Origin of the sequence: Chitinophaga pollutisoli (genome assembly GCF_038396755.1) — a bacterium.
In the GTDB taxonomy this organism is placed as follows: domain Bacteria; phylum Bacteroidota; class Bacteroidia; order Chitinophagales; family Chitinophagaceae; genus Chitinophaga; species Chitinophaga pollutisoli.
This window is the reverse complement of the sequence record NZ_CP149822.1, coordinates 785,636-809,142: the sequence shown is the minus strand read 5'-3', so window position 1 is coordinate 809,142 and position 23,507 is coordinate 785,636. Positions and strand designations below refer to the sequence as shown.

Sequence of the window (23,507 nt, the reverse complement as noted above, 5' to 3'; positions counted from 1 at the left end):
TTAGGGAGCGTTTTTAAAAAATACATACTCAACAGATAAAATTATGACAGAATTAGCCATACCCAACGACAGAGCAAGATGGTCGTTTTCCGATATTTGGGAGAAACACGGAGCTGCAATTATAACAGCATTATGTTTGCTGTTTATTCTATTGGCTTGGTGGGCAGGCAGGCAAAATATGCCTACTGCTGAAATTATCCTCTTTATACTGGCTTACGTTGTTGGAGGTCATCAGAAAGCCATAGAAGGATTGACAACACTTTTTAAAGAAAAAGATTTGGATGTGGATCTTTTGATGGTTGTGGCAGCAATCGGTGCAGCATCCATCGGCTATTGGATGGACGGAGCAATACTGATATTCATTTTTTCGCTAAGCGGTACATTGGAAGATTACACAATGGAAAAAACGAACAGGGATATCAGGTCTATAATGAAACTTCGCCCGGAAGAAGCCGTTTTACTCGAAAATGGCGTTGAAAGAAAAATAAAGGTAGAGGCTCTTAAAAAGCGGGACGTTATCCTCGTTCGGCCAGGTGATCGTATTTCTGCTGACGGTATCATTATCGGGGGATATTCTGCCATCAATGAAGCGTCCATTACCGGAGAAGGCATTCCGGCAGATAAGAAAAAAGGGGATGAAGTTTATTCTGGAACGATCAACGGGCAGGGTGCATTGGAAATAGAGGTAACCAAACCGTCAGAAGAAACCGTGCTCTCCAAGATCATTCATCTGGTACAGGAAGCAAAAAATGAAAAGCCGCCCAGTCAGCTATTTGTTGAACGCTTTGAAAGCATCTATGCAAAGGTCGTGGTATTGGTCGCTATTTTATTGATGGTGCTCCCCCGTATTTATTCAACTGGACCTGGAGCGATACGATATACAGGGCAATGATTTTTCTTGTAGTGGCTTCGCCCTGTGCGCTCGTGTCATCTATTATGCCCGCAATTCTTTCCGGGATATCCAATGCTGCACGAAAAGGGGTGCTATTTAAAGGGGGTGTTCATCTTGAAAACATTGGAGGCGTTAAAGTAGTTGCCTTTGATAAAACAGGAACCCTAACCCACGGCAAACCTAAAGTGATAGATATTGTACCTTTTTCGGGAATGAGCACGGATGATTTGCTGCAAATTACCGCTTCAGTTGAAACCCTCTCCGAACACCCCATAGCAAAGGCCATCGTTCGTGCAGCGAAGGATAAGAAATTGGATCTTTCCAAACCAAAGGAACTGCAAGCCATTCATGGTTTGGGTGTTCATGGTATTTTAAATGGTAAAGAATATAAAATCGGTAAAAGGGATCTTCTTAATGATATAAACATTACCGATGAGGATCAGAAAAGAGCCACCGGTATAGAAGAGCAAGGCAGAACCGTGATTTTTGTTGCTGCTGACGGTAATGCCATAGGTTTGATCTCCGTGGAAGATACGATTCGCCCACAGGCAAGAAAAGTCATTGAAGAATTAAAATCAAAAGGTATAAAAACAGTCTTATTAACCGGTGATAACCAAATAACCGGCAAAGCCATAGGCAAACAGGCCGGTATCAACTTAGTGTACTCGGAACTATTGCCCGATCAAAAGGTGGACGCTGTTAAGAAGCTGGGAGAAAAATACGGCAAGGTCGCAATGGTAGGCGATGGTGTCAATGATGCGCCCGCTTTGGCGGCTGCATCGGTTGGTATTGCAATGGGAAGCGGAGGAACGGATGTTGCAATGGAAACCGCAGACATTATCCTGATAGCTGATAATATAGAGAATATTCCATTTGCGATTAATCTTGGTCGCAGGGCCAGCAGTGTTATCAAGCAAAATATCGTGTTCGCCATAGCAGTTGCATTAACACTCATTACGCTCAATTTTATCGGTGAGGGTAAAATAAGCCTTCCTCAAGGAGTTGTTGGTCATGAAGGCAGTACGGTGCTGGTTATTTTAAGTGGATTAAGATTATTGAGATAATGCAGAAGCGATATAATATTGAAGAGTTCAATGAAATTCTGCTGCGCCGCAGGAGCATATACCCCTATCAGTATGTAAGGGGCAAAGTTATTCCCGATGCCATCATCTGGCAAATTCTCGAAAATGCAAACAGAGCGCCCAATCATAAGCAAACCGAGCCGTGGCGATTTTGCGTTTTTTCGGGCGAGGGCCTGAAACATTTTGGGCAATTACAGGCTGATATTTACAGGGAATTTGCAGCAGACAGTTACCAGCAGGACAGGTATAAAAAACTCATTGAATATCCGTTAATGTCTTCCCACGTTATCTCTATCGGGATGAAACGGAGTGCGGTAGATAAACTGCCCGAAATTGAAGAAGTAGAAGCCGTAGCCTGTGCTGTCCAGAATATGTTCCTAACTGTTACCGCTTACGGTTTGGGGTGTTATTGGACAACGGCAGGTATCACGTACTTTGAAGAGGCAAAATCCCATTTCGGGTTAGAAAGAACGGATAAGCTTTTGGGCTTTTTGTATATTGGTTATGTTGAAAAACCGGTGACTGCCATCTCAAAACGGAAGCCAATAGGCAGTAAGGTAAATTGGATTGATACTATAGACGGAATTAACCGCCCGACTGACTTAGGAAAATATGTAGCCCACCGATGTGCTTTTTGAAATTATGAGAACAAGCGACCTGCATCGTGCATTGAATACCTTTGACGTTGGATAGGCGGCGAACGAAAATAAAATGATACCCGTGCATTGCCGTTTTACCCAGGAATCCGGCGTACTTCCGGGCATGTATGTAAAGCATTACTTGAAACCGTACGCAGTAACAGAGTGCAGTTCCAACCGAGGCTCTCGTCCAGTTGGGGGAGTGGACTATATTATTGTTCAGACAAAACAGGAAAAAGGCAGCCATACGTTCCAATTACTCCCGGTTTCAAAAGGTGTAGAGCAGACAGGATATCCACCTTTTGAATTGCCATCAACAGTTGATGAAGGGCATCTTGTAGTTGTCAAAGACGCTTATACTATTTTATACGCAATTAAAAATGCCTAAGAAGAAGAATAAAAGGAAAAGGAAGTTTGTACCTCCGCCCCCAAAGAAGGGAGGCGCAAATCAAAGGCGTTCGTCAAAAATATTGAAGTACGTTCTGATTGCTCTTGGCATAATTCTGTTTATAGTATTGCTAATAGTATCTGTCGTTATATCAAACTTAGGGACAGGACACACTCACTAAAATCCTACAACTTGAATTATTTACAAACTTTTTTCCCGGCAATTTTTTTGGGAAGTCGTACACATCATAACAGTGGGGATTGCCAGCCTTTCTCTATTATTTGGAAATCATCCTACTTCCTGTTCCGCTTGCAGCAACGGCTTTTGGTTTATATTCATTACTGAAAACTGCTGTACTGGCACTTATCAGAGAACGGAAAATCGGAACGGAATTATTTATTTCTATTGCGGTCATTGTATTTGTCTTAGGGAAAAAATACGTTGCGTGTTCAGTGGTACTGATGATCATACTGATTGCTGAATACATTACCAGTGCAAGCGGTGAAAAGGCAAGAGCCTCCTTAAAGGCACTGATCGGTTCTATACCACAGACAGCCATTTTAAAAAATGTCGGTAAAGAGCAATCCGTGTCAATTACAACGCTTACGGCAGGCGATATCGTGGTAGTTAAGACGGAAAACCGCACGGAGCAAAGGCCATAAGAAAACATCTTAAAAAAGAATTGAAAAAGCTCAAAAGGTTGTGGGGGCTTTATTCCAACTTTACCAATTGAGGTAATGGTTTAATTTTCTACGTTTTATGAATTTAAAAAGCAGTCTCATGAATGGAAACTGCTTTTCTTTAATGGGTTACTACTAAAAGATGATCCCTAACCTTTAACCTTATCCTATGGAAAACTAAATATACGAAATAGTTGCCTTGAAAATAGCTATTTTATATTTTTATCTTATGAAAGCAGAAATACGGCTACCGGATAATTTTACCGAATACAGAAGTGATGGAATATTCTCCAACCTGACCAATGAGATTGATTACCTGGTAGTGAAAGCCATTAAATACAAACCGCTTTCAGCAGCTTTAACAGCGTGGGACTATTTTGGTGTAGTCTGGTGGGATGATGACATCGGGTATTGGTGCGTAGAAATATGGCAATTTAACAAATACAAGACCACCCATATATCCGAATCTTTCGAAGATCTTATTCAGGAAATTCAGGAAAAGTATGGGTATAAATAACAGAACTAAATAGGATTGCTGTTATGACATCCAAACTTTTAAATTTCCAATTATGGAAAATTATCCCTCACCCTGATTTACGATCCGCAATCTTTTAGCTACCGCTTTTCTTTTATCAGATCCAGTACCGAGGTAAACTTCCAAACATCACTGTCGTAAACTCTTTTCCGATCCGCTTCGTTATCCATCACATCAGAGGTAGTACCACCTGTTGAAATTTCCTCCAGGTCTTCCAACAAAGTGGCCTTGCTGGATTGTTCAAGAAAATGAATGGCATCCGCTACAATTCTATACAAGATCAACGGCCCTATTACATTCGTGCTATGGAAGAGTGCAAATGAATAAGATCTGTTTTCGGTATAAGTGATCGCAGAAACCACTGTTTCCTCTTCGTAATTTTCTTCCGTATCATCGGTAACCGCCGTGTAAAATTCGATTAGAACATTCAGGGCAAGCAGCTTATCTGTATAGGCAAAATATGTGTCCTGACCATCTTCATCTACAAAGGGCTGAAGCCCGAAGTTGTTACGTTCAAATAATTTTTCCATTTTACTACTTTATCTCCCTTGATGGTTGTTTAATTTTTATCATCTTCACTATTTTCAAACAGCTCATGTAATTTTTGCTGTAATATTTTTTTGTCCGGCAATTGTGTTTTGTATTCGGATACCATTGTTGGTGAAAGGCTGCGGCTTAGTGCATACTCCACCACTTCACTGTCTTTGTCCTTGCAAAGCAAAATACCGATACTTGGATTTTCGTTTGGTTTCTTTACATCCCGATCCAACGCCTCCAGGTAAAAATTGAGTTGTCCTAAATGTTCGGGCTTAAACTTATCTGCTTTCAGTTCAAACGCCACCAGGCATTGCAAACCTCTATGATAAAACAGGAGGTCGATATAAAAATCGCTGTTACCTACCTGCACTTTATATTCTTCTCCAATAAAAAGAAAATCTCTGCCCAGTTCGAGGATAAAGTTTTTCATTTGCTTTACCAGCCCCCTTTGTAAATCGCCCTCATTATGTGGTTCAGGCAGGTTCAAAAACTCAAAAACGTAGCTATCCTTCAATGTATTGGTTATATCTGCATGGGCTTCCTTTATCATTTGCGAGAGCTTGTTGTTTCCAAGCATGGTGCGTTCAAAAAGGCTTGCGGAAATCTGTCGGTCCAGTTCTCTTACGCTATAATTTTCTTTAACGCTTACCTGAATGTAAAACTGCCTTTCTTCATCCGTTTTGCATCGGGAAAAAATAGTGCGGTGATGTGTCCAGCTCAACTGTACCAAAACAGTATTTCTGATATCCTGCGGCTCAAATTGTGTCCCCGCTGGGGCGACAATTCTATTTTTCTCATTATCAATGCGTTGTGTTTGTCGCCGCAGTGAGGCGACAAATTGTGAAGAGACATAGGTTTCAAAGAACTGCACCATTCTGTAAAGCCCTGATCTGTTAAAGCCCTTCAGTTCCGGGTTGTTTTTTTGAATGAAAACTGCCAGTTCTTCAACAGTCTTATCACCCCATTCGGCGGCAGACAGTTTTTGTTTAATGTACGCGCCCACATTCCAGTAGAGATTAATTAATTCTATATTAACAGCCCGGATAGCATTTGCCCTTGACTGTTTGATTAGCCTTACAATATCCTCAAACCTCTTATCCATTGGTTAGTTATTCCTTGTCTTTGCCTGTAAGCGACTGGCCTCTTGCCTGTTTTTTTTATATCTTCTTCAATATTCTTGATTTGGTCAGAGCCGCATCCCTGATACATATTAATCACACCCTGATTGCCATCATAATTATTGAACACGTTTGTGTAAGTTGGTTTGTTTTGATAGGAAATTATGTACTCTGGGGTAACACCAAATATTTCGGCAAGCTCGTTCAACCTTTTTAGCGTTATATCAGCCTGATTATTCTCAATATTGCCATAAGCCTTTGTTGAAATACCAAGCGCTTTAGCCACATCTTCTTGCCGAAATTTAGTCTGCTTTTCTCTTATTTCCCTTAAATTATCACCTACTTTCATGATTAGAATATTTAGTTTAAAAATCTATGTTATTTGCCTTTAAAAGTGCTTCTAACAAATCTATACGCTTTCTTTGACTTTCAATCAATTCTCTCTGAAGTTGATATAACAAATCCCTTCCTTTTATCTGGCTTTGATCAATAGTAATTAAACCCTGATTGCCATTATTATTATGAATAGTGTTATAGAAGTCTTGTTTTAATCTGCAATACTTCAAAATATAAAGTGGACTACATCCAAAAATCTTAGCGATTTCGCTAAGTCGGCTCAATGTAATATCAGCTATATTATTTTCTATATTCGCATAAGCCCTGGTGGTTATATTCAATTGTTCGGCAACATAATCCCGTTTGAGATTTTTCTCAAATTCACGGATTTCTCTTATGTTGTCCCCGATCTTCATAGTAACTGCTAAAAATCAAATTTGATGTTATGTTGATGCAATAACGCTTCTAACTGGGGAACTCGTTTTAATTTTTCTGAATACAGGTCTTCATAGGCTTCTTTATACGCTTTTCTTATTTCCTCCTGATTCACCCCTTGAATATTGATAATCGTTCCCTGATTGCCATTATTATTGTTGAAGAAGTTTCTAACACCACCAGTAGCATCTTTCAATTCAATAATGTCCACTATGGTTGTTGATAATCTGTTTGCAATAACTTCCAAAAGATTAAGCGTTACATCGCCATCATTTTCAATGTTGATATACTCCTCTTCTGTTATGCCCACTTCTTCCGCCATAAATTTTGTGGTAAAATCACTTTTAAGCCGTAACTCTTTAATATTCTGTCCGATTTTCATTTCTTTTGACTTTTCCCAAATATACAAAATTATATCGAACTACTTATATAGTAAGTTAAACTTCTTATTTGGCACCTCTCTTCTTCCATAAGGAATGCCGATTAATAATCTTTGTAGAAGAACAGCCAAAAATGGGAAGAATGACTACCAAGTATGAACAATATTGCTGCTTTTCCATAGCCGGACAAGGCAGGGCCGTTGTTTTATTCTTCTCCAGGAAGTTCAGTTTGCGGGCTATTATCGAAAAGCCAGTTTAGCACCACGCCGCACACTCATACGGAGTAATCACAGTTTTATTTCACCCCTTTTTCTATAAACCTATCATGAGCGTATCCAAACGTAATAACAATTCTATTTTTAAAACCTTCCGCCGTTTAGCACTGGGAACGTGTGGTAGGATTGGGAGCACAGCCGGCAAGTATCTTTTGTTACTGGTTTTTCTCATGTATGCAGCCATCCAACAGCAGAGCCACGCACAAGTGGCTTCTGCTAAGGCTGCCAACGCCTTAAAACCCACCCCGCTTGCCATCGGAGACAAGATCCCCGATGAACTTTGGAACCTGCCCTTGCAGGTGGTAAACCATCCCCAGGGCAAGAAGACCATTACCCTTAGCGAGTACAAGGATAAGCTGATCATACTGGATTTTTGGGCCACCTATTGCTCACCCTGTATTAAAAACTTTCCAAAACTACATGCCTTACAAAATGAATTTGGCGACAAAATAAAAGTGCTGGCAGTAACACAAGAGGATACAGATAAAATAACCAGGTTTTTTAAAAAAGGTGCAGGTAAAGAACACACCTATGTTAATTCGGTAATTAATGATAGCGTTCTTTTACAGTATTTCCCTCATAAATCTGTACCGCATATTGTATGGATAAATTCTAATGGCAATGTACTGAATACCACACAGGCAGAAGACATAAACCAATCTAACATACAAGCCATTTTGGATAATCAAAAAACACAGATGATTGCCAAAGTGGATATTGACCGTGATAGACCTCTGTTTCTTTCCGAACATTTCAGTAACGACTTACAATTAAAATCCTATTCCATTTTTGCCAAAGGGTATTATGCAGGATTACCATCAGGAAATAAATTTAAGCAAAGCAAAGACGGTAAAATTTATGGCAGACAAATGACCAATGCCTCGATGATGAATATATATAACCCTATAATCGATGAATTGTTTCACAAAAACGGTGAACAATTCAATTCAAAGCGGATGATAATACACGTTAAAGAACCTGCTTTATTGTATGTAATAGAAAAAAAGGACGGGGAATATGAGAAGTACAATTTATACAACTACGAATTGATTGTACCCGAAGAAAAAGCAGATAGCCTGTACTATTACATGCTGGCAAACCTTACCCGCTATTCGGATTACATTGGCTCCATTGAAAAACATATAGTGGATTGTTTTGTGCTTGTACGAACCTCCACGAAAGACAAACTCAAAAGCAAAGGTGGAAAGCCTAAAACCAATTTTACACCAACACATGCTATTCTTATCAATCGCCCTTTAGGGCACATGCTAAATATGGTTAACGGCGATACGATTACAAACCTACCTATAATTGATGAAACAGGTTATACGAATAACGTGGATATGGAAATGTCGGGAATTAAAGATTTAACCAGCTTTAAAAAAGAACTCAGCAGATATGATCTTGACCTTATACCCGCAAAAAGAAGCCTCAATATGTTCGTTTTGAAAGACAAGTAGCCGCTTCTATTTTTTACAATACAACTCGATTGATGAATGAAATCTTTTATACTTCTTATCACATTGCTTATTGTTTCCTGTTGCTTGTACGCACAACAAACTATCACAGGCAGGGTTATTTCCCGTAATGATAGTTTGCCTATCGAGGGAGCCAGCGTATCCCTGCAAGGAGCCAATAGAGCGGTAATCACCAACGGTAAAGGACATTTTACCATTCAAACTGCTGCAAATACAAATACTGCTGTTTTGGTGATTAACTATGTAAGCTATGAACCAGCTACCTTAACGGTTAATCTTCCGTATAGGGACACTTTAGACATTTTTTTATCCGCTTCATCCCGCTTGTTGGACGAAGTGACAGTAGTATCAACAGGGTATCAGAAAATACCCAAAGAACGGGCAACAGGTTCATTTTCTACTGTAAGCAATGAACTGTTTAACCAGCAGGTTGGTACGGATATTCTTTCGAGGTTGCCAGCTATTGCCAATAGCATGGTAATGGATAACGGAAGACAAAGTAGACCTCAAATGATGATACGGGGATTAAGTACCATAAGCGGACTAAAAGACCCGCTTATCATTGTCGATAACTTTCCTTATGACGGCGATATAAACAATATCAATCCTAACATCGTTGAGAACATCACCATACTTAAAGATGCTTCGGCTTCCAGTATTTGGGGCGCAAGAGCAGCAAATGGTGTAATTGTTATCACCACCAAGAGTGGGCGTTTTAATCAGCCAATTACCTTATCCTTTAATTCAAACCTTACCATTGGTGCAAAGCCCGATTTGGGGTATATCCGTCAGATGACATCCGGTGATTATATTGATATGGAGCAGGAATTGTTTAACCGGAATTTTTACAACAGCCAAATCAATTCATCGAGCCGTCCGGTAATTAGCCCGGTGGTTGACCTTTTAAACAAAGTTCGTACAGGGGCTTTAACACAGGAACAGGCACAGCAACAGATTGACGCATTAAGAACGGTGGATGCAAGAGACGATTTTAATCAGTATATGTATAAACGCACGGTCAACCAACAATATTTTTTAAGTGCGCAGGGCGGGGCAGACAAATTTTCCTGGACATCATCGGTAGGCTACGACCACAATAAAAATAATTTGGTAGCTATATATGAACGCTTTAATCTTCGTTTCCAAAACACTTATCGACCCATTGAGCAACTTTCTCTTACTACCGGACTATATTACACCCAAAGTCAAAATAAATCCGGTCGTTTAGGATACAATAATGTAACTATGAAAGGCGGTTCCACCCCTTATATGCAGATGGCAGATGCTATCGGAAATGCACTCCCTGTTGTAAAATACTACAATCAAAGCTATATCAATAATCTTGGTAATGGAAAACTGCTCGACTGGAATTACTACCCCCTTACCGATTGGCAGCACCAAACATCAAACGGAAATGTATCCGATATATTAGCAACCGCTACGCTCGATTATCAAATCATAAAGGGGTTGAATGCCACAGTAAATTATCAATATGAAAGGCAATCTGCACTAAACACCAGCCTTGCTGATGAAAACAGTTATATGGCACGGGATTATATCAATCGCTTTACCCAAATCGTGAATGGGAATGTGATCTACATCGTGCCTAATGGCAGTATTTTGGATAAAGGTAATAGTGTTCTAAATGCAAATAACATACGGGGTCAATTGAACTTTGACAATACTTATGGTAAACACAATATTACAGCATTAATTGGAGGTGAAGCACGTTCCGCTCATGCGCAATCAAATCAGGCTCGTTTTTATGGCTACGACCCAAACAATTTAACTACGGGCAACGTGGACTTTACGAAAACGTATCCAAACATCGTTAATGGTGGAGCAGGCTTTATAGATAGAGGTCAATACCTCGGTGAAACAAGCACAAGGTTTATATCCTACTTCGCTAATGCAGCCTATACTTTTGATGAAAGGTATGTATTATCGGCAAGTGCCCGCAGGGATGCCAGTAACCTTTTTGGATTGAAAACTAATGACCAATGGAACCCATTTTGGTCGGCGGGATTTGCTTGGAAGTTGTCTAATGAAAAGTTTTATAAAGTTGATTTTCTCCCTTATCTTAATCTACGGGCAACTTATGGTTTTAGCGGTAATGTTGACCCCGCTATGGTTGCCGTTAACACAATTAGGTTTCTTCCATATACTTCCGTTTTTACAGGCACTCCATACGCAAGTTTTAATAATTACTACAATCCACTTTTAAGATGGGAAACAAGTAAAATGCTGAACCTTGCCGTAGACTTCCGTTTAAAGAATAATAGCTTGTCAGGGTCAGTAGAATATTATCATAAAAAGGGGGACAACCTATTTGGTATGGCTCCATTGGATTATACCACAGGAGTGCCTACCTATATATTGAGAAATGTTGCAAGCATGAAAGGCAATGGTTGGGATATTCAGTTAAAAAGCGTAAACATAGACCGTTCATTTAAGTGGAGTACAATACTCAATTTCAGCTTGTATCAGGACAAAATAATCGAATACCTCATAGACCGCACATTGGCAAGAGAATACATTTCTACCTCCACCGTACCAATATCGGGTATAGAGGGAAAACCTGTATATGCAATTTATGCTTATAAATGGGCAGGTTTAGACCCTAATACGGGTGAAGCACAGGGATACCTCGATGGTGAAATAAGTAAAAACTATAATAGTATAACCGGAACAGGAACGAGTGTTGAAGATTTACAATATTTCGGCTCTGCCATTCCAACTAAATTTGGCTCATTAATCAACGCTATATCTTACAAAAATATCAGCTTACAGGTAGGTGTTTCATTCAAATTTGGATATTGGTTTAGGCGCAGTTCGGTTAATTATACAAACCTGTTTAATAATTGGGTAGGTCATTCAGATTATGCACTTCGCTGGCAAAAACCGGGCGATGAAGTAAATACCAACGTACCTGTAAATCTATATGTCACAAATACCAATCGGGATGCCTTTTATAACGGCTCCGGTGTTTTGGTAGAAAAAGGCGACCATATCAGGCTTCAATATATCAACCTTGCTTATGACTTTAAAATGCCTACTAACGGAACAAGGGGTATCAAAGGTTTACAGGTATATTTTAATGCAACTAACCTTGGTATATTATGGAAAGCTAATAAAGCAGGTATCGACCCGGATTTTAATATAGGCAGCAACAGCCTAATAACACCTGCAAATTATTCACTTGGTTTAAGAGCAAAATTATAAAGGGATATTACAATGAAAAAGAACACGCAAATACTTACAGTTCTGTTATTACTCTTAATTCTATTTTCAGGATGCGAAAAGTTTCTTGAAGAAAAATCGAACAAAAATTTAGCTATTCCTACCACTTTGCATGACTTCCAATCTTTATTAAATAATTGGGAAATACTTAACAGTGGTTCTTCTGCTATGGGAGAAGCAAGCAGTGATGACTATTTTTTAAAAGACGAAGATTATGAGGGATTATATTATGAAAGTGATAAACGGTTATATACATGGAAACCTGATTATGTTTCAACTCCGCAGGCTTCGACAGGAGATGATTGGGAAAGATGTTATAGTAGTATTTATATTTGCAACTCTGTACTGAAAGGAATTGAAGAAAATAAACTTATCGGGCAAGAGGCAGATTATGTCAAAGGTCAGGCTTTGGTTTTCAGAGCAGCAAGTTACTTAGATGGTATTCAAATATGGGCGCCAGTCTATAATCCACAAACAGCCAATACAGACTTGGGAATGGTGTTGCGATTAAACCCTGATATGAATATTCAGTCTGTGAGGTCATCTGTACAAGTAACCTATGACCACATATTGAAAGATCTAACAGATGCCATTCCATTATTACCAACCACAAGCCTTGCCGCAACATTACCGACTAAAGCAGCAGCATACGGGTTGTTAGCAAGAACTCGTTTGATATTGGGAAACTATACCGATGCGCTGGAAAATGCTAAAAAGGCGGTCGAATTTAGTAGTCAACTAATTGACTTTAATGGATTAGACCCCAATGCAGACTATCCCATTCCAGCAATAAATCAATTGAGTTCAGAAATAGTATTTCAAACACGGATGTATCCATCTGACCTTATTAATCTTGATATAGCGAAAATAACGCCAGCACTTTATAATCTTTATGACAATGGGGATTTAAGAAAGACTATATACTTCCGTCAAGGGAATGATGGTTATTACAGATTTAAAGGCACTCACATGGGGCATTCAGGGCTTATAGCAGGTATTACAACCAGTGAGTTGCTATTGATTATTGCTGAATGCAATGCCCGTTTAAATAATCTTGCAGAAGCTGAAAATGCTTTGAATAAATTATTGATAAAACGATGGGACGTTAATCAGTTTGTTTCTTACTCATTTACTAATAAAGATGCTGCATTGAACACCATTTTAAACGAAAGAAGAAAGGAATTGGTGTTTCGAGGGCTTCGATGGTCAGACATCAAACGTTTGAACAGAGATGGATATAATATAACCCTTACAAGAACGGTTAACGGACAAACTTTTACATTACCTCCTAATGACTTACGTTACGCTATTGCTATTCCCGAAACCGTAATAGAAATTAGTGGAATACCGCAAAATCCGAGGTAAATTATAGAAAGCATAAAGGGGTAACAAACCCCTTTATGCTCTCAAATTGCTTTTGAAAAATTAATTTCACTTACTGCCGCCTGCTATCAACAATGCTCAACACTTGTGGGTTAGTTTTCCCATCCAGCTTGCTTTCCAAGTCCGCCTCATCTTCAGCAGTTATTTCACAGGGCTTGGTCGTTCCTGTTCCACAAGCAATTGATGAATTTCCTGGTTGCCAGTTGGCGGGGTCAGAAAATACGCCGGGATTTGCAGTGTCAGTGTAATGAAAGGTGCTTGCTGTACTTGCCATCTTAAACGACATGGTTACCGCCGCAATCGCTAAAGCAGCTACCATAAAAAGGTTTAATTTTAATTTTTTCATCTTCTTACAATTTAGAAGTTAAAGAATATTGTTTAATATGTCTTTTGGCCGACCCGCCCTCGGCAGCTTCGCTTCCCGCGTCACCGCTTCGTAATTTGCGCCACAGGTAAAGTCCCGATAAGCTCAGGAACAAAAAGAGAAGATTGAAAAGGAAATGCTTCGGCCAGCTCATACCGCTGATCACCGATCCGCAGCCGCAGGGTAGTTTTTCCCAGGCTCCTAAAAGCGCAATGCCCACATATCCGGTAAAGGCCGTCATCAGCATTGTGGAGAGGATCAGGCCGACTTTGCGCCAGCCTTCGTAAATCAGGAAAATAATAGTAGCACATTCCAATACAGGTAATGTATAGATCAGCACATTGCCCAAGCTGTCTGAAAAGGGTTGATTGTAAATGCCGCTTTTAAAGGTTTCAAAGTCCGTCAGCTTATCAATAGCTACGGGTATCCATAGGGCCAACAAAGCGAGCATTGTGATCTTAAATGCAATCGTTCTTCTTTTCTGATATTTGAGGGCTTTATCCATTTCCTTTGTCGTTAGCATGGTTTTCACCATCTTGTTAAGACAAAGTTCATCAATGCACTTAGCGTTGGAAAGTCAAAATCAGTAAAAATTGAGCAAACTTGTGTAAGAAATTTTCCGATTTTGACAATTTGCGGGAAATTGTGTTACCGGCGTTTGAGGTATCGTTCCAGGGCAGAGCGAAAGGTGCGTTCATCCGTATATCCCACTTCCATATAAACATCTTTTATGCCAATGCCTTTTTGCTGCATCAGAAGCAGGGCATGACCCATGCGTAGCTCGGTATAAAACTCCTGTACGCTCATGTTGTATTGACGCTTAAAAACGTTCAGGAGTGTACGCTCGGTGAGGAAGAAATAATCTGTAAGAAATTTTACGCTCAGTTCCGCATCGCAATAATGTTCTTCTATATACGCTTTGACCTTATAAGCCAGGTCGCCGTTCTGCTCCCGGATCACCTGATCGTAATGCTCCAGCAGGTAACTAATGTACTTGCGCAGGTTACCGTCTATGGCACCAATATTAGCCTGCGAGTAGCTGTAAATCTTATATAACCATCGGTGGATCTTCCGATCCATCCGGCATTGATACATGGTATCATAAGTCTTGTTTTCATTTTTAAAACGATGCAGGATGTCTTTCAGATTGTCGTATTCCTGGTACATGCCTTCGATCCATTCCGGAAGGATGCTTACTACAAATGCTATATGTATTCCTTGCTGGGCATAAGCAAAATAGTGCCCAATGTCATAATAGGACATCAAAAAAGTATTGGGCTGAGTGCGTATAATAGGCCGGTAATCACCCGTGGTGTACAGCAAGCTGCCCTTGAGCATAAAGTACAGGTACAATTGCCTGTCATTAATATCGAAAGGGATATAAGCAGGTTCTTTTGCGTTGATCTGAACCAGGTCTATAAAAAACGGTTCCTGGTTTAACTGCTGGCTCAGCAGCTCTATTTGCGGTTGTTTAAAGTAACGTCGTTCCAGGGCAAAATGCAACGGGTATTTACACCAGTCGGGAAGTTGGGAATACTGATGCAATGATATTAAGTGCTCATCTTCAAATTTTAAAAAATAAGGTATTTTCATAGGCTACCTGGTTTCTCTATGTCTTGTATAATACTCTACACCGGTCACTGCTACATTCCATTTGTTATCAACGTGTTCTCATATCGCATGGAGTGAAACAGGCATTACAAATTTTAAACATTGTTAGGAATAAAAAACCCAAGTTGGGAAAGATTGAGCACGTTTTTTTAGGATTTGAATTGGTATTCGGCAAAAAAGCCATTGGTTATCATTACAATACACTACGAGGTACATGAGCGCCTTTGACATAAGCTGTCGTTTCTGAAGTGTCTGAAACCTGTGTATGCTCTTCAACCTGTTCTGTGGTTTTACCTTCAGACTCCGGCTTTATAGATAACTGTATTTTTCTATCCACTGCGGCTAATTCTGTTTTCAATTCAGCCAGTGCATTTTCTTTTTTCCAAGCACCGTTGACTACTTCCTGAAGCACGGGCAGGTCTTTCTGCAATCCGGCAATTTTCTTTTGTTCCTGCTCTACAATGCCTGGTATTTTTTCAAGCGCATTGAGGAAGTTTAACGATGCAGTTTTTGCATCGGTCGCCATCCGGCCATTATTATAGGTGTATTTGATACCCCCTTCACCTTGAATAAAGAAACGATTATCCCTTTCGAGGGTTGTGCTGTCATTTTCTGAAACCTCTGTTTTCACCAGTAATGTAAAGCCATACAACGAGCCGATTTCCTCATACTGCCCGCCTGTACGGGCTTTTTCAGAAAGCTGGTTGAGTTTTGCACCTATCTGCTTAATATCTGCATTGGGCGGTAAACCTGTTAACTGTACCGGGTTGAGTATCTCACCATCTTTGTTTTTCTCTATCCGTTTTTGCAGGTTTTCCCAATCAAGTGTCATCCGATCCAATCGTGCTTGTGTACTTTCCAATGTGGCCGTAATATCTTCCAGCTTGTATTTGGAAGAAAACCTGGAGCGATTGAATGCTTGCCGCTCACTTTCCAGACCGGCGATCTGCTTTTCCAACTTGGCTTTTTCCAGCAGGTCTGTATTGCCTGAAAGTATAGCAACATATTCCGAGAAATTCATTCCCGTTTTTTCATCCATTGCGCCTTCGTCAATGGTACGTGTGCCCAGGCTGTTGGTTTTTAGCTGGTCGATGAATACCTGCTTATTGTACAGGGTATTGAATTTATAGCTGTCCAGCGATTTTTCTACCGCATAAATGAAGATATCTACTTTGTTGTCGGCAAAGAACTTCGCAATTTCATTACCCTTACGGATCGCCCTGCCATCCCGTTGCGCAAGATCGCTTGGCCTCCAGGGAATATCCAGGTGGTGAACAGCTACGGCACGCTTTTGCGCATTAATCCCCGTACCGAGCATTTCGGTGGAACCGAACAGTACCCTGACCTTTCCTTCATTGACGGCCTGTATAAGTTCCTTGCGCTGCTTTTCATTTTTCGCTTCCTGTATAAATCGTATTTCGTGTGCAGGGATGCCGTGGTCCTGCACCAGCTTGCGCTTAATTTCGGAATAGACATTCCACTCACCGGGCTTATAGGTGCCGAGGTCGGAGAAAACAAACTGTGTTCCTTTTTGTGCATGGAACCGGTTATAATATTTAGCAATATTAGCCGCACAATGCGATGCCTTGTTATCAGGATGGTCACCATACTTTCGGCTGATCATCCGCATATCCAGCGACATCTTTCGGGCATAGTCCGTTGCGATCAGCATTTTTGCTTTTTCCTCGCTTTCGCTTAACGGAGGTCTGCCCAACAGTTCTGCATTGCCGGTTTTGGCAAACTCCATCAGTTTTTTGATAAAGACCTCCTGATCCGGTGTTGGCGGTATATGGTATAATACCTCGTTCTTTTCGGGCCGGTCGATACCAATATCCTTTGCCGTGCGGTAGTCCGTTATTTCCGAGTAGAACTGCGCCAGCTCCGGTACTTTGATAAAAAAGCGGAAACGTTCTTTTGATACGATATTATTGGCGACCGAAAACTCGTAATCTGTCGTTTTGCGGGCGTAAATGGCTGCCCAGGCATCAAAACAGGAAATGCCCTGTTTTTCCATTGCCTGCGGGCGCAGGTATTTAAACAGCAGGTACAGCTCTGTAAGCGAATTGCTGATGGTGGTTCCCGAAAGAAAGGTAGCACCGAGATCCTTACCTGTGCGCTCTTGTATGGTACGGATGGCAAACAGCAGGTTCATCGCCTTTTGGCTGCCGGCCATATTGCCCAACCCGGCCACACGCTCATGCCTGGTATTAAACATGAGGTTTTTAAAACGGTGGCTTTCGTCCACAAATACATGGTCAATGCCCATCATTTTAAAGTCCACTACATCATCCTTGCGGTTTTCGATGTCGTGTTCCAATGTTTTGAGCTTCACCTCCAGGTTTTGTTTACGCAGCACAACACCCTTCAGCATTGCCCGCGAAACCTCCTTGCCCTGCCCCTTCAGTGAATCGAGGTTTTCCTCTACGCTATCCAGTTCCGCTTGCAGTATCTCCTTTTGCAATTCGGGTGATTGTGGTATCATGCCAAATTGATCATGGGTTAATATGATACAGTCCCAATCATTGTTTTTGATATCACCGAAGATGCGCAGGCGCTTTTGCGGTGTAAAATCTTCCTTGCCGGGATATAATATTTTGGCATGGGGGTAAGCTTTTCGGTAGGTTTCAGCGATCTCGTGCACATTGGCTTTTAAGCCGATGATCATCGGCTTATGGGTCAAGCCCAGCCGCTTCATTTCCTGTGCAGCCGTACACATGATAAGCGTTTTACCGGCACCTACTTCGTGGTCGCAGATGGCTCCGCCGTTGAGCTTGATCATCCATACAGCATCCTTCTGGCTGGGATAAAGGTCTTCGATGCCGAGCGCCCTACGATCCAGCCCCGGAAAATCCTGGTGGCTGCCGTTATATTGCGGTCGGACGAAACAGTTAAAGGTATCATTGTACCTGTCGGTAAGGCGTTGTTTGAACTCATCGTTCTGCGCATGGAGCCAATCCGTAAATGCTTTGCGCATCTCGTCGATCTTGGTATTCGCCATTTGAATGGCTTCCATGTCCCGCACCTTTACTTCCCTGTCGCCTATTGTCTCTTTTCTGGTAATATCTGGCGTGGTGTTGACCAGCGCGTGTTTAAACAAAGCAATGCCATCATAGGTGCGGCTTTCTGATTTGATAGCATATTTTTCTGTGATGTGAATATTCCTGCTATCACAATGGATAGAAAAATCATCCGTATTTTCGGTATAGTGAATGCGTACCTCAGTATCGAAAAGGTGGGATGCAAATCGGTTATAGATACCAGTAGGTATCCAGCGTTCACCGAGGTTAAAATCCAGCTCTTCAAATTCAATACGGCGGGGCCTGGCCTCTTCAAGTGCTTTAAGGCTTTCGGCAACTTCTTTATCACCCGGTTGGCTGGAAAGGTATTCCCTCACTTTTCCCGCTTTCTCAACCACATTGCCCGATACCCATTTTTCAGCGATTTCGTATTCCTTCTCCAGTGGGTTGTAAAAGATCCTACCATGCAGGGCATTCTTCAGGTCTTCTTTGGACATCCCGCTGATCCCTGCCATATAGTTGATATGAACAGCCCCGTATTTGTTAAGCGATGCAGTTAATGCTTCATCGGGATTGTCGGTAGCAAGTGTTGCGGTGGAGAAACTGACGGGCCTATGGAATATATCTGCTTTATGTACCACACCACCCACCACACGCTCCAGGTACGGCATTTCTTTTCCTGCGCTATCGGTTTTAATCACCTTGATATTATCGGCGCTGTTCAGGTTGCCATACTTTTTCACAAAAGCATCATAGAGAGTATTCAGTGTTTCCCTTTCTGCCTTATGTTCAGCCCGAAGCGTCGCTTCATTGTTATAAAGGAGCTGATAAGCATCCCTTAGCTGTATGTAGGCTTCTGTTCTTGCTTTTTGAAGCGGGGCCAATGCTAAAGGATGGAAAACTGCGGAACCTTTAGCCGCATTGATATTCCTTAGATATCCTACATAGCCATTTTCCGTTGCAAGGCAGTCATCCTTATGGAATGCCTGCACTTTGTCGTTATACGGGGCCGGATCAGGAATCACTTTTGATTCGGTAACCTGCTCAACTGGTTTTGTTTTTTCAAGCTCGCCGTCATTGTTTACATTGATAGCGGAAAAAAGATCTCCCGGTCCGGCGGGAATGCCGTTCGTCTTTGGTGAGGTTCCGACTGTATTATTGGACGGCTTTGCCGACCGCACAGGAATGTTATCAAACAGCCCCGGTTGCCTTCTTTGTGCAGTCCTTTTAACCGTGATTTTCTTTTTTGTTGTTGTTACAGGAGCAGCTACAACGCTGGCCTGCGGCGCACTGCCAAAAAGATCGAACAGGCTTAATTGTACCTGCTCCTGTGGCGCTGCATCATCGGCCTTAATTATCGTATTTTCCTGTAGCTGATCTGAAGCACGGTTGCCTGTCGGAGATGAATGAACAGGTGTATCAGGAGCTTGCGTTCTCTCCGTAACAATGCCGTTAGCTGGCGGTTGAGGTGCGGATGCCATTCCTGGCTGCACAACAGGCGTTTCGGGCAAAATTCCTTTATAGAGATTCAGGTCCAGGTGATCCCTGAAATCTTCGCTCAGAATTTCCTTTGCATCCTTTGCAATACCACTAACGCCTCCGTTATGCACGAACATGGTATAAGGTTTACCATAGAGGTCTGTTGATTCGATGATCTCATTAAAAACAACCCGGTCAGTGTACAATACCAGCGCATTGGTGTGGGTATTGTTCTTTGTTTCCAACGAACGGCAAAAATCCTTTTCCATTTCAGAAAGCACCTGTTTGTCTGTGTTTTTCTGAAGAACGATGAGATCACTGCCTACTTCAGTTCCCGCATGATCGGTAAAGAGGTTGTTGGGCAGCCTTACTACCGAAATGAGGTTATGCTCCCTCATCAGCGCTTCCCGGATAGGCTGGTTGGCAGGGCTATCCAATACACCCTGCGAGGTAATGAAAGCCAGGATGCCACCATTACGCAGCGCATCGGTTCCCTTTAGGAAAAAGTAGTTGTGAATACTGCGGGCGGCCTGAACCCTCGCCGGATCTTTTCCCCTCGAATACGAAAGGTCAAAAACCGAACTGGTGCCAAAGGGAATATTGCTGGCAACTACGTCGTAACTGTTCAGCTCGGCTTCTGGCAGCTCTTCAAACCCCTTGATTCGGATTTCCCTGTCCGGATATAGTTGCTCCAGCACCTTACCTGTAAGCAGATCTTTCTCATAAGCGGTAACATGGCCAATACCTTTGTCAGCAAAAGGATCGACAAATGCACCAGCGCCCGCAGACGGTTCGAGAAAATTGCGGATTTCTATACCGCTTTCTGTCAGTACCTCTGAAAGAGTATGGATGATTTCCGGTGGGGTATAAAAGGCGGACAATACAGAGCCTCGCATACTGTCCACATACCGCTTGTATTGTTTTTCATCACCTGCATTTTCTTTGAGCACCTGGTGCAGCTCCCGTGTCATTTCAAACAGTCCCCGGTCGTATTCCGCCCATTGCTTTATATCTGTAGGGTTTTCTATGGGATTCAACACGAATTTGAGACCGCCAAATCCGCTATATTGCTTCATTAGCAGCCGTTCCCCCTGGGTAGCGTTGCGTTTCTCCTTTTCCAGTTTAAAAGCTATTTGCAGGGCATCAATATTCCATTGGAGATGTTGACGCTTACTGAAGGCCATTTTCCTCGATCCAGATTGCTATGGTTCCGGTTATTTCAGTGTAGAGCAGGTCGTATGCTTCGCTATAAGCAAAATCATCCGTCAGTTCGTAGTTCGCGAACAGCGAACGGCATAGAGGTAACATCTTTAAGGCAAAAGAGCGGAGTTCTTCATCCGCCATAATCGTATCGAACTCATTACAAACCACCTGGAATATGGTGTCAAATGGGGAGAAGTGCAGTCCTTCAAAAAGTATATAGTCTGCAATATGGTCGCATTGCTCAATCGCATTTCCAGACCGGAAGGCACCCTCGTAGGCATTGGCCGCCCAACTGGAGCGTTGCTTAATGAATTTTTGGTCGTGTGCCTTTTCAGGAAAGCTGGTGTACAGTAACTCCTGAAGCCTAAGTGTAAAATAGGAGAGATCTTTTTGCTGTGTATTCATACAGATTTTGTTTTTAATTTTTGATGATGCACTAAAATATTAAGGAGATAAACCCGTGTAGCTAACGCTGTAGGGCTTGGCTGTTAGTGGCTGTATTTGGCCTTTCAAGTAATGTCCTCCCCGGAAATAATTTGCATTTTAACGGGACAGAGCAATTCCAATTAGTGACAATGGAGATATGAAGTGTAGATAGATCAGTGTCAAGCCAGGTTACCGTAAAAAAGCAATTCAGTTCAGGGAAAAACAGAAATGTTTTTCGCCCTGATCTTACAATCAAAGCGAATAGAAGAGGCTTTTAAATTTCCGAAACGGTACAAACAGCACATCAGTGCCTCACATATAGAGTTGCTCTTCCGGCCTTTTAGAAAGAAGGATCGTTGTTTTTGGTATGTGCGTCAACACACGCTATAGAGGTACAACGGAAAATGTGCAATATGTAGAAATACTGATTGGGTAGCTTCGCATTTAATTTATTATGTGACAGGTGAGTTTTCAATGCAGTGAGCCGAACGGTTGGCGGAGACACTGCTTCCTTTTATTTTTGGAAAAGTCCAGCGATAATATTAATCGTAAAGGCTACAATAAATGTATTGAATGCAAAAGAAAGCACGCCATGCATCCAGGCTAACCGGCGTATCCTCTTTGAAGTGATATCTACATCTGATACCTGGAAAGTCATCCCAATGACAAAAGAGAAATATGTGAAATCCAGGTAATCCGGTTCCTTATCTTCGGGAAAGTTCATTCCTTCCGGTTTAACGTGTTTACCATCATCTTTACTATGATCCACGTCACAGTAAAAAAAATGGGCATACCTTAGAGTAAATACGGTATGTAAAAGCCACCAAGATCCTGCTACACATGATAAAGGAATAATGACCGCTACATAAATTCCCTGATCTGATCTGCCCAAACTCCCTTTCAAAAGTATAACGATAGCCAATAAGCTCGCAAAAGCCGCTGCTATGACAAAGCAAAATACGAGAGTACGACTCGAATCTTGCGCATGGGCTTCGTGTTTTACATCTGAAGGATGAGAGGTTAAAATAGTAATCCAGGAGAGCGCGAGGCTTACACCTACGAATCCCAACCACGCAATCATCAAGGATAATGATGCCTCCATTTTACTGCTTAACAGTACAAGAAACACGATAATTGCAGATCCAACTGAAAAATATAATTTGTAATGCGCATCGAGGTGGTTGATGCGATCGACCAATGTTCGTAGGAGTTTTTTGGTACGCATATAATCTTTGTTATTTGTTGGTTATACTATTTATAAGTTGCTTTCTATTGCGGCAATATGCAGTAAGACGGTGATGTGAAAACATAAAGAATGGTCATATATAACAAAGTATCTGCCGGACTTACTCCAGCACAATTTGATAGTCAACCAAGAGGTACATTGGCTCGAATGTCTTCGCCCGGCTACTCAGGCGGAATCAGCGGTGCCAGTAGACTTTTAACCATTGCAGGGGTATTGTTTGCGGCATCACCCGCCATCGCTACTACATCAACAGGAAATGTGCAGGAAACAGGAAATAAGATTAACAAAGTTGTGGCGGTTGCCAAATATCAGAAGAAGCAGATACCGCTTTGCCAGGATGAAACAACGAATATTTCAATGGTGAAAGCTCAGCGATATCGGTAGGATATATTAAAGCTGCATTTTGTAGCGATGTTGGCGCACTACAACACATGCACACACAAAAAGGCGAGCAAGCGTCGCCCTTCCTATGGCTTTCACTTTGGGTTAGGGGAGCATTGAAGGAACTGCTGATTTCAGAATCCAGTATAATGCTATCTGAGCAAGGAGCAAAGCTCAAAGCAATAACGATTATACTAATAAACCAACAGCAAAATTTCACAATACCTTTTTGCCAAAAATATAAAAAAATAACTCAGATAAATTCTAAATGTTGGTGGTTTATTCCGATCATTAGCGCTCCAACCTATATTCGTCCGTCTGAGCATGGTGTTATGGGACTTTTATGTGCCGAACGCGGCTTTCGCTTAAACTGAGTTATTCCC

The 23,507-nt window shown here is 41.6% G+C and carries 22 protein-coding genes; 11 read left to right on the top strand and 11 right to left on the bottom strand.

From position 1 onward, the window contains the following. Nucleotides 1-43: 43 nt before the first annotated feature. From WJU16_RS03410 to WJU16_RS03385, 6 genes are all read left to right on the top strand, one after another. Complete coding sequence (locus WJU16_RS03410; protein WP_341836922.1) at nucleotides 44-892, top strand: HAD-IC family P-type ATPase; 849 nt, start codon at nucleotides 44-46, stop codon at nucleotides 890-892. Next, a complete protein-coding gene (locus WJU16_RS03405) occupies nucleotides 889-1,956 on the top strand; it encodes a heavy metal translocating P-type ATPase (RefSeq protein WP_341836921.1) in 1,068 nt (355 codons plus the stop codon). Before WJU16_RS03410 ends, WJU16_RS03405 begins: the two co-directional genes overlap by 4 nt. After that, nucleotides 1,956-2,612, top strand: coding sequence for a nitroreductase (locus tag WJU16_RS03400; protein WP_341836920.1), 657 nt, complete (start codon nucleotides 1,956-1,958; stop codon nucleotides 2,610-2,612). The genes WJU16_RS03405 and WJU16_RS03400 overlap by 1 nt, the downstream gene beginning before the upstream one ends. A gap of 82 nt (nucleotides 2,613-2,694) precedes the next feature. After that, the gene (locus WJU16_RS03395) at nucleotides 2,695-3,000 is read left to right on the top strand and encodes a hypothetical protein (RefSeq protein WP_341836919.1); all 306 of its coding nucleotides are present in this window, start codon (nucleotides 2,695-2,697) and stop codon (nucleotides 2,998-3,000) included. A 260-nt stretch (nucleotides 3,001-3,260) separates the two neighbouring features. Beyond that, on the top strand, nucleotides 3,261-3,662 hold the full coding sequence (locus tag WJU16_RS03390; protein WP_341836918.1) for a hypothetical protein: 402 nt from the start codon (nucleotides 3,261-3,263) through the stop codon (nucleotides 3,660-3,662). Nucleotides 3,663-3,909: 247 nt separating this feature from the next. Next, nucleotides 3,910-4,197 carry a hypothetical protein gene (locus WJU16_RS03385; protein ID WP_341836917.1) on the top strand — a complete coding sequence of 96 codons (288 nt, stop codon included), beginning with the start codon at nucleotides 3,910-3,912 and terminating at the stop codon, nucleotides 4,195-4,197. Nucleotides 4,198-4,295: 98 nt separating this feature from the next. Here the strand turns inward: WJU16_RS03385 and WJU16_RS03380 are convergent, their stop codons facing one another. From WJU16_RS03380 to WJU16_RS03360, 5 genes are read right to left on the bottom strand one after another with little or no spacing between them, the layout of a single operon-like run. Next, nucleotides 4,296-4,745, bottom strand: a complete 450-nt coding sequence (locus tag WJU16_RS03380) for a hypothetical protein (RefSeq protein ID WP_341836916.1) — start codon at nucleotides 4,743-4,745, stop codon at nucleotides 4,296-4,298. A 29-nt stretch (nucleotides 4,746-4,774) separates the two neighbouring features. Continuing rightward, nucleotides 4,775-5,854, bottom strand: coding sequence for a PDDEXK nuclease domain-containing protein (locus tag WJU16_RS03375; RefSeq protein WP_341836915.1), 1,080 nt, complete (start codon nucleotides 5,852-5,854; stop codon nucleotides 4,775-4,777). After that, complete coding sequence (locus WJU16_RS03370; RefSeq protein ID WP_341836914.1) at nucleotides 5,827-6,219, bottom strand: helix-turn-helix transcriptional regulator; 393 nt, start codon at nucleotides 6,217-6,219, stop codon at nucleotides 5,827-5,829. Before WJU16_RS03370 ends, WJU16_RS03375 begins: the two co-directional genes overlap by 28 nt. 16 nt (nucleotides 6,220-6,235) lie before the next feature. Continuing rightward, nucleotides 6,236-6,622, bottom strand: a complete 387-nt coding sequence (locus WJU16_RS03365; protein ID WP_341836913.1) for a helix-turn-helix transcriptional regulator — start codon at nucleotides 6,620-6,622, stop codon at nucleotides 6,236-6,238. Nucleotides 6,623-6,630: 8 nt separating this feature from the next. Beyond that, nucleotides 6,631-7,023 carry a helix-turn-helix transcriptional regulator gene (locus WJU16_RS03360; RefSeq protein WP_341836912.1) on the bottom strand — a complete coding sequence of 131 codons (393 nt, stop codon included), beginning with the start codon at nucleotides 7,021-7,023 and terminating at the stop codon, nucleotides 6,631-6,633. Between the two features lie 323 nt (nucleotides 7,024-7,346). Between WJU16_RS03360 and WJU16_RS03355 the strand changes: the two genes are divergently transcribed. From WJU16_RS03355 to WJU16_RS03345, 3 genes are read left to right on the top strand one after another with little or no spacing between them, the layout of a single operon-like run. Beyond that, nucleotides 7,347-8,756 carry a TlpA disulfide reductase family protein gene (locus WJU16_RS03355; protein ID WP_341836911.1) on the top strand — a complete coding sequence of 470 codons (1,410 nt, stop codon included), beginning with the start codon at nucleotides 7,347-7,349 and terminating at the stop codon, nucleotides 8,754-8,756. Nucleotides 8,757-8,792: 36 nt separating this feature from the next. Further along, the gene (locus WJU16_RS03350; protein WP_341836910.1) at nucleotides 8,793-11,996 is read left to right on the top strand and encodes a SusC/RagA family TonB-linked outer membrane protein; all 3,204 of its coding nucleotides are present in this window, start codon (nucleotides 8,793-8,795) and stop codon (nucleotides 11,994-11,996) included. A gap of 12 nt (nucleotides 11,997-12,008) precedes the next feature. Further along, nucleotides 12,009-13,379 (top strand): RagB/SusD family nutrient uptake outer membrane protein, encoded by a 1,371-nt coding sequence (locus WJU16_RS03345; RefSeq protein WP_341836909.1) that lies wholly within the window; start codon nucleotides 12,009-12,011, stop codon nucleotides 13,377-13,379. A 70-nt stretch (nucleotides 13,380-13,449) separates the two neighbouring features. On the opposite strand, the gene WJU16_RS03340 is transcribed toward WJU16_RS03345, so the two are convergent. From WJU16_RS03340 to WJU16_RS03315, 6 genes are all read right to left on the bottom strand, one after another. After that, nucleotides 13,450-13,743: a hypothetical protein gene (locus WJU16_RS03340; protein WP_341836908.1), complete on the bottom strand. Its 294-nt coding sequence runs from the start codon at nucleotides 13,741-13,743 to the stop codon at nucleotides 13,450-13,452. Between the two features lie 4 nt (nucleotides 13,744-13,747). Next, complete coding sequence (locus WJU16_RS03335) at nucleotides 13,748-14,296, bottom strand: MauE/DoxX family redox-associated membrane protein (protein WP_341836907.1); 549 nt, start codon at nucleotides 14,294-14,296, stop codon at nucleotides 13,748-13,750. Nucleotides 14,297-14,409: 113 nt separating this feature from the next. Beyond that, complete coding sequence (locus WJU16_RS03330; RefSeq protein WP_341836906.1) at nucleotides 14,410-15,354, bottom strand: helix-turn-helix domain-containing protein; 945 nt, start codon at nucleotides 15,352-15,354, stop codon at nucleotides 14,410-14,412. A 211-nt stretch (nucleotides 15,355-15,565) separates the two neighbouring features. Then, entirely contained in the window at nucleotides 15,566-21,052 is a 5,487-nt protein-coding gene (locus tag WJU16_RS03325; RefSeq protein WP_341836905.1) for an N-6 DNA methylase, read from the bottom strand. Continuing rightward, nucleotides 21,039-21,476 (bottom strand): DUF1896 domain-containing protein, encoded by a 438-nt coding sequence (locus WJU16_RS03320; RefSeq protein WP_341836904.1) that lies wholly within the window; start codon nucleotides 21,474-21,476, stop codon nucleotides 21,039-21,041. Before WJU16_RS03320 ends, WJU16_RS03325 begins: the two co-directional genes overlap by 14 nt. 535 nt (nucleotides 21,477-22,011) lie before the next feature. Then, nucleotides 22,012-22,722: a DUF1345 domain-containing protein gene (locus tag WJU16_RS03315; protein ID WP_341836903.1), complete on the bottom strand. Its 711-nt coding sequence runs from the start codon at nucleotides 22,720-22,722 to the stop codon at nucleotides 22,012-22,014. Between the two features lie 90 nt (nucleotides 22,723-22,812). On the opposite strand from WJU16_RS03315, the gene WJU16_RS03310 reads away from it, so the two are divergent. Continuing rightward, nucleotides 22,813-23,127 carry a hypothetical protein gene (locus WJU16_RS03310; RefSeq protein WP_341836902.1) on the top strand — a complete coding sequence of 105 codons (315 nt, stop codon included), beginning with the start codon at nucleotides 22,813-22,815 and terminating at the stop codon, nucleotides 23,125-23,127. Between the two features lie 47 nt (nucleotides 23,128-23,174). Further along, nucleotides 23,175-23,498 carry a hypothetical protein gene (locus tag WJU16_RS03305; protein WP_341836901.1) on the top strand — a complete coding sequence of 108 codons (324 nt, stop codon included), beginning with the start codon at nucleotides 23,175-23,177 and terminating at the stop codon, nucleotides 23,496-23,498. The last annotated feature ends 9 nt before the right edge of the window (nucleotides 23,499-23,507 follow it).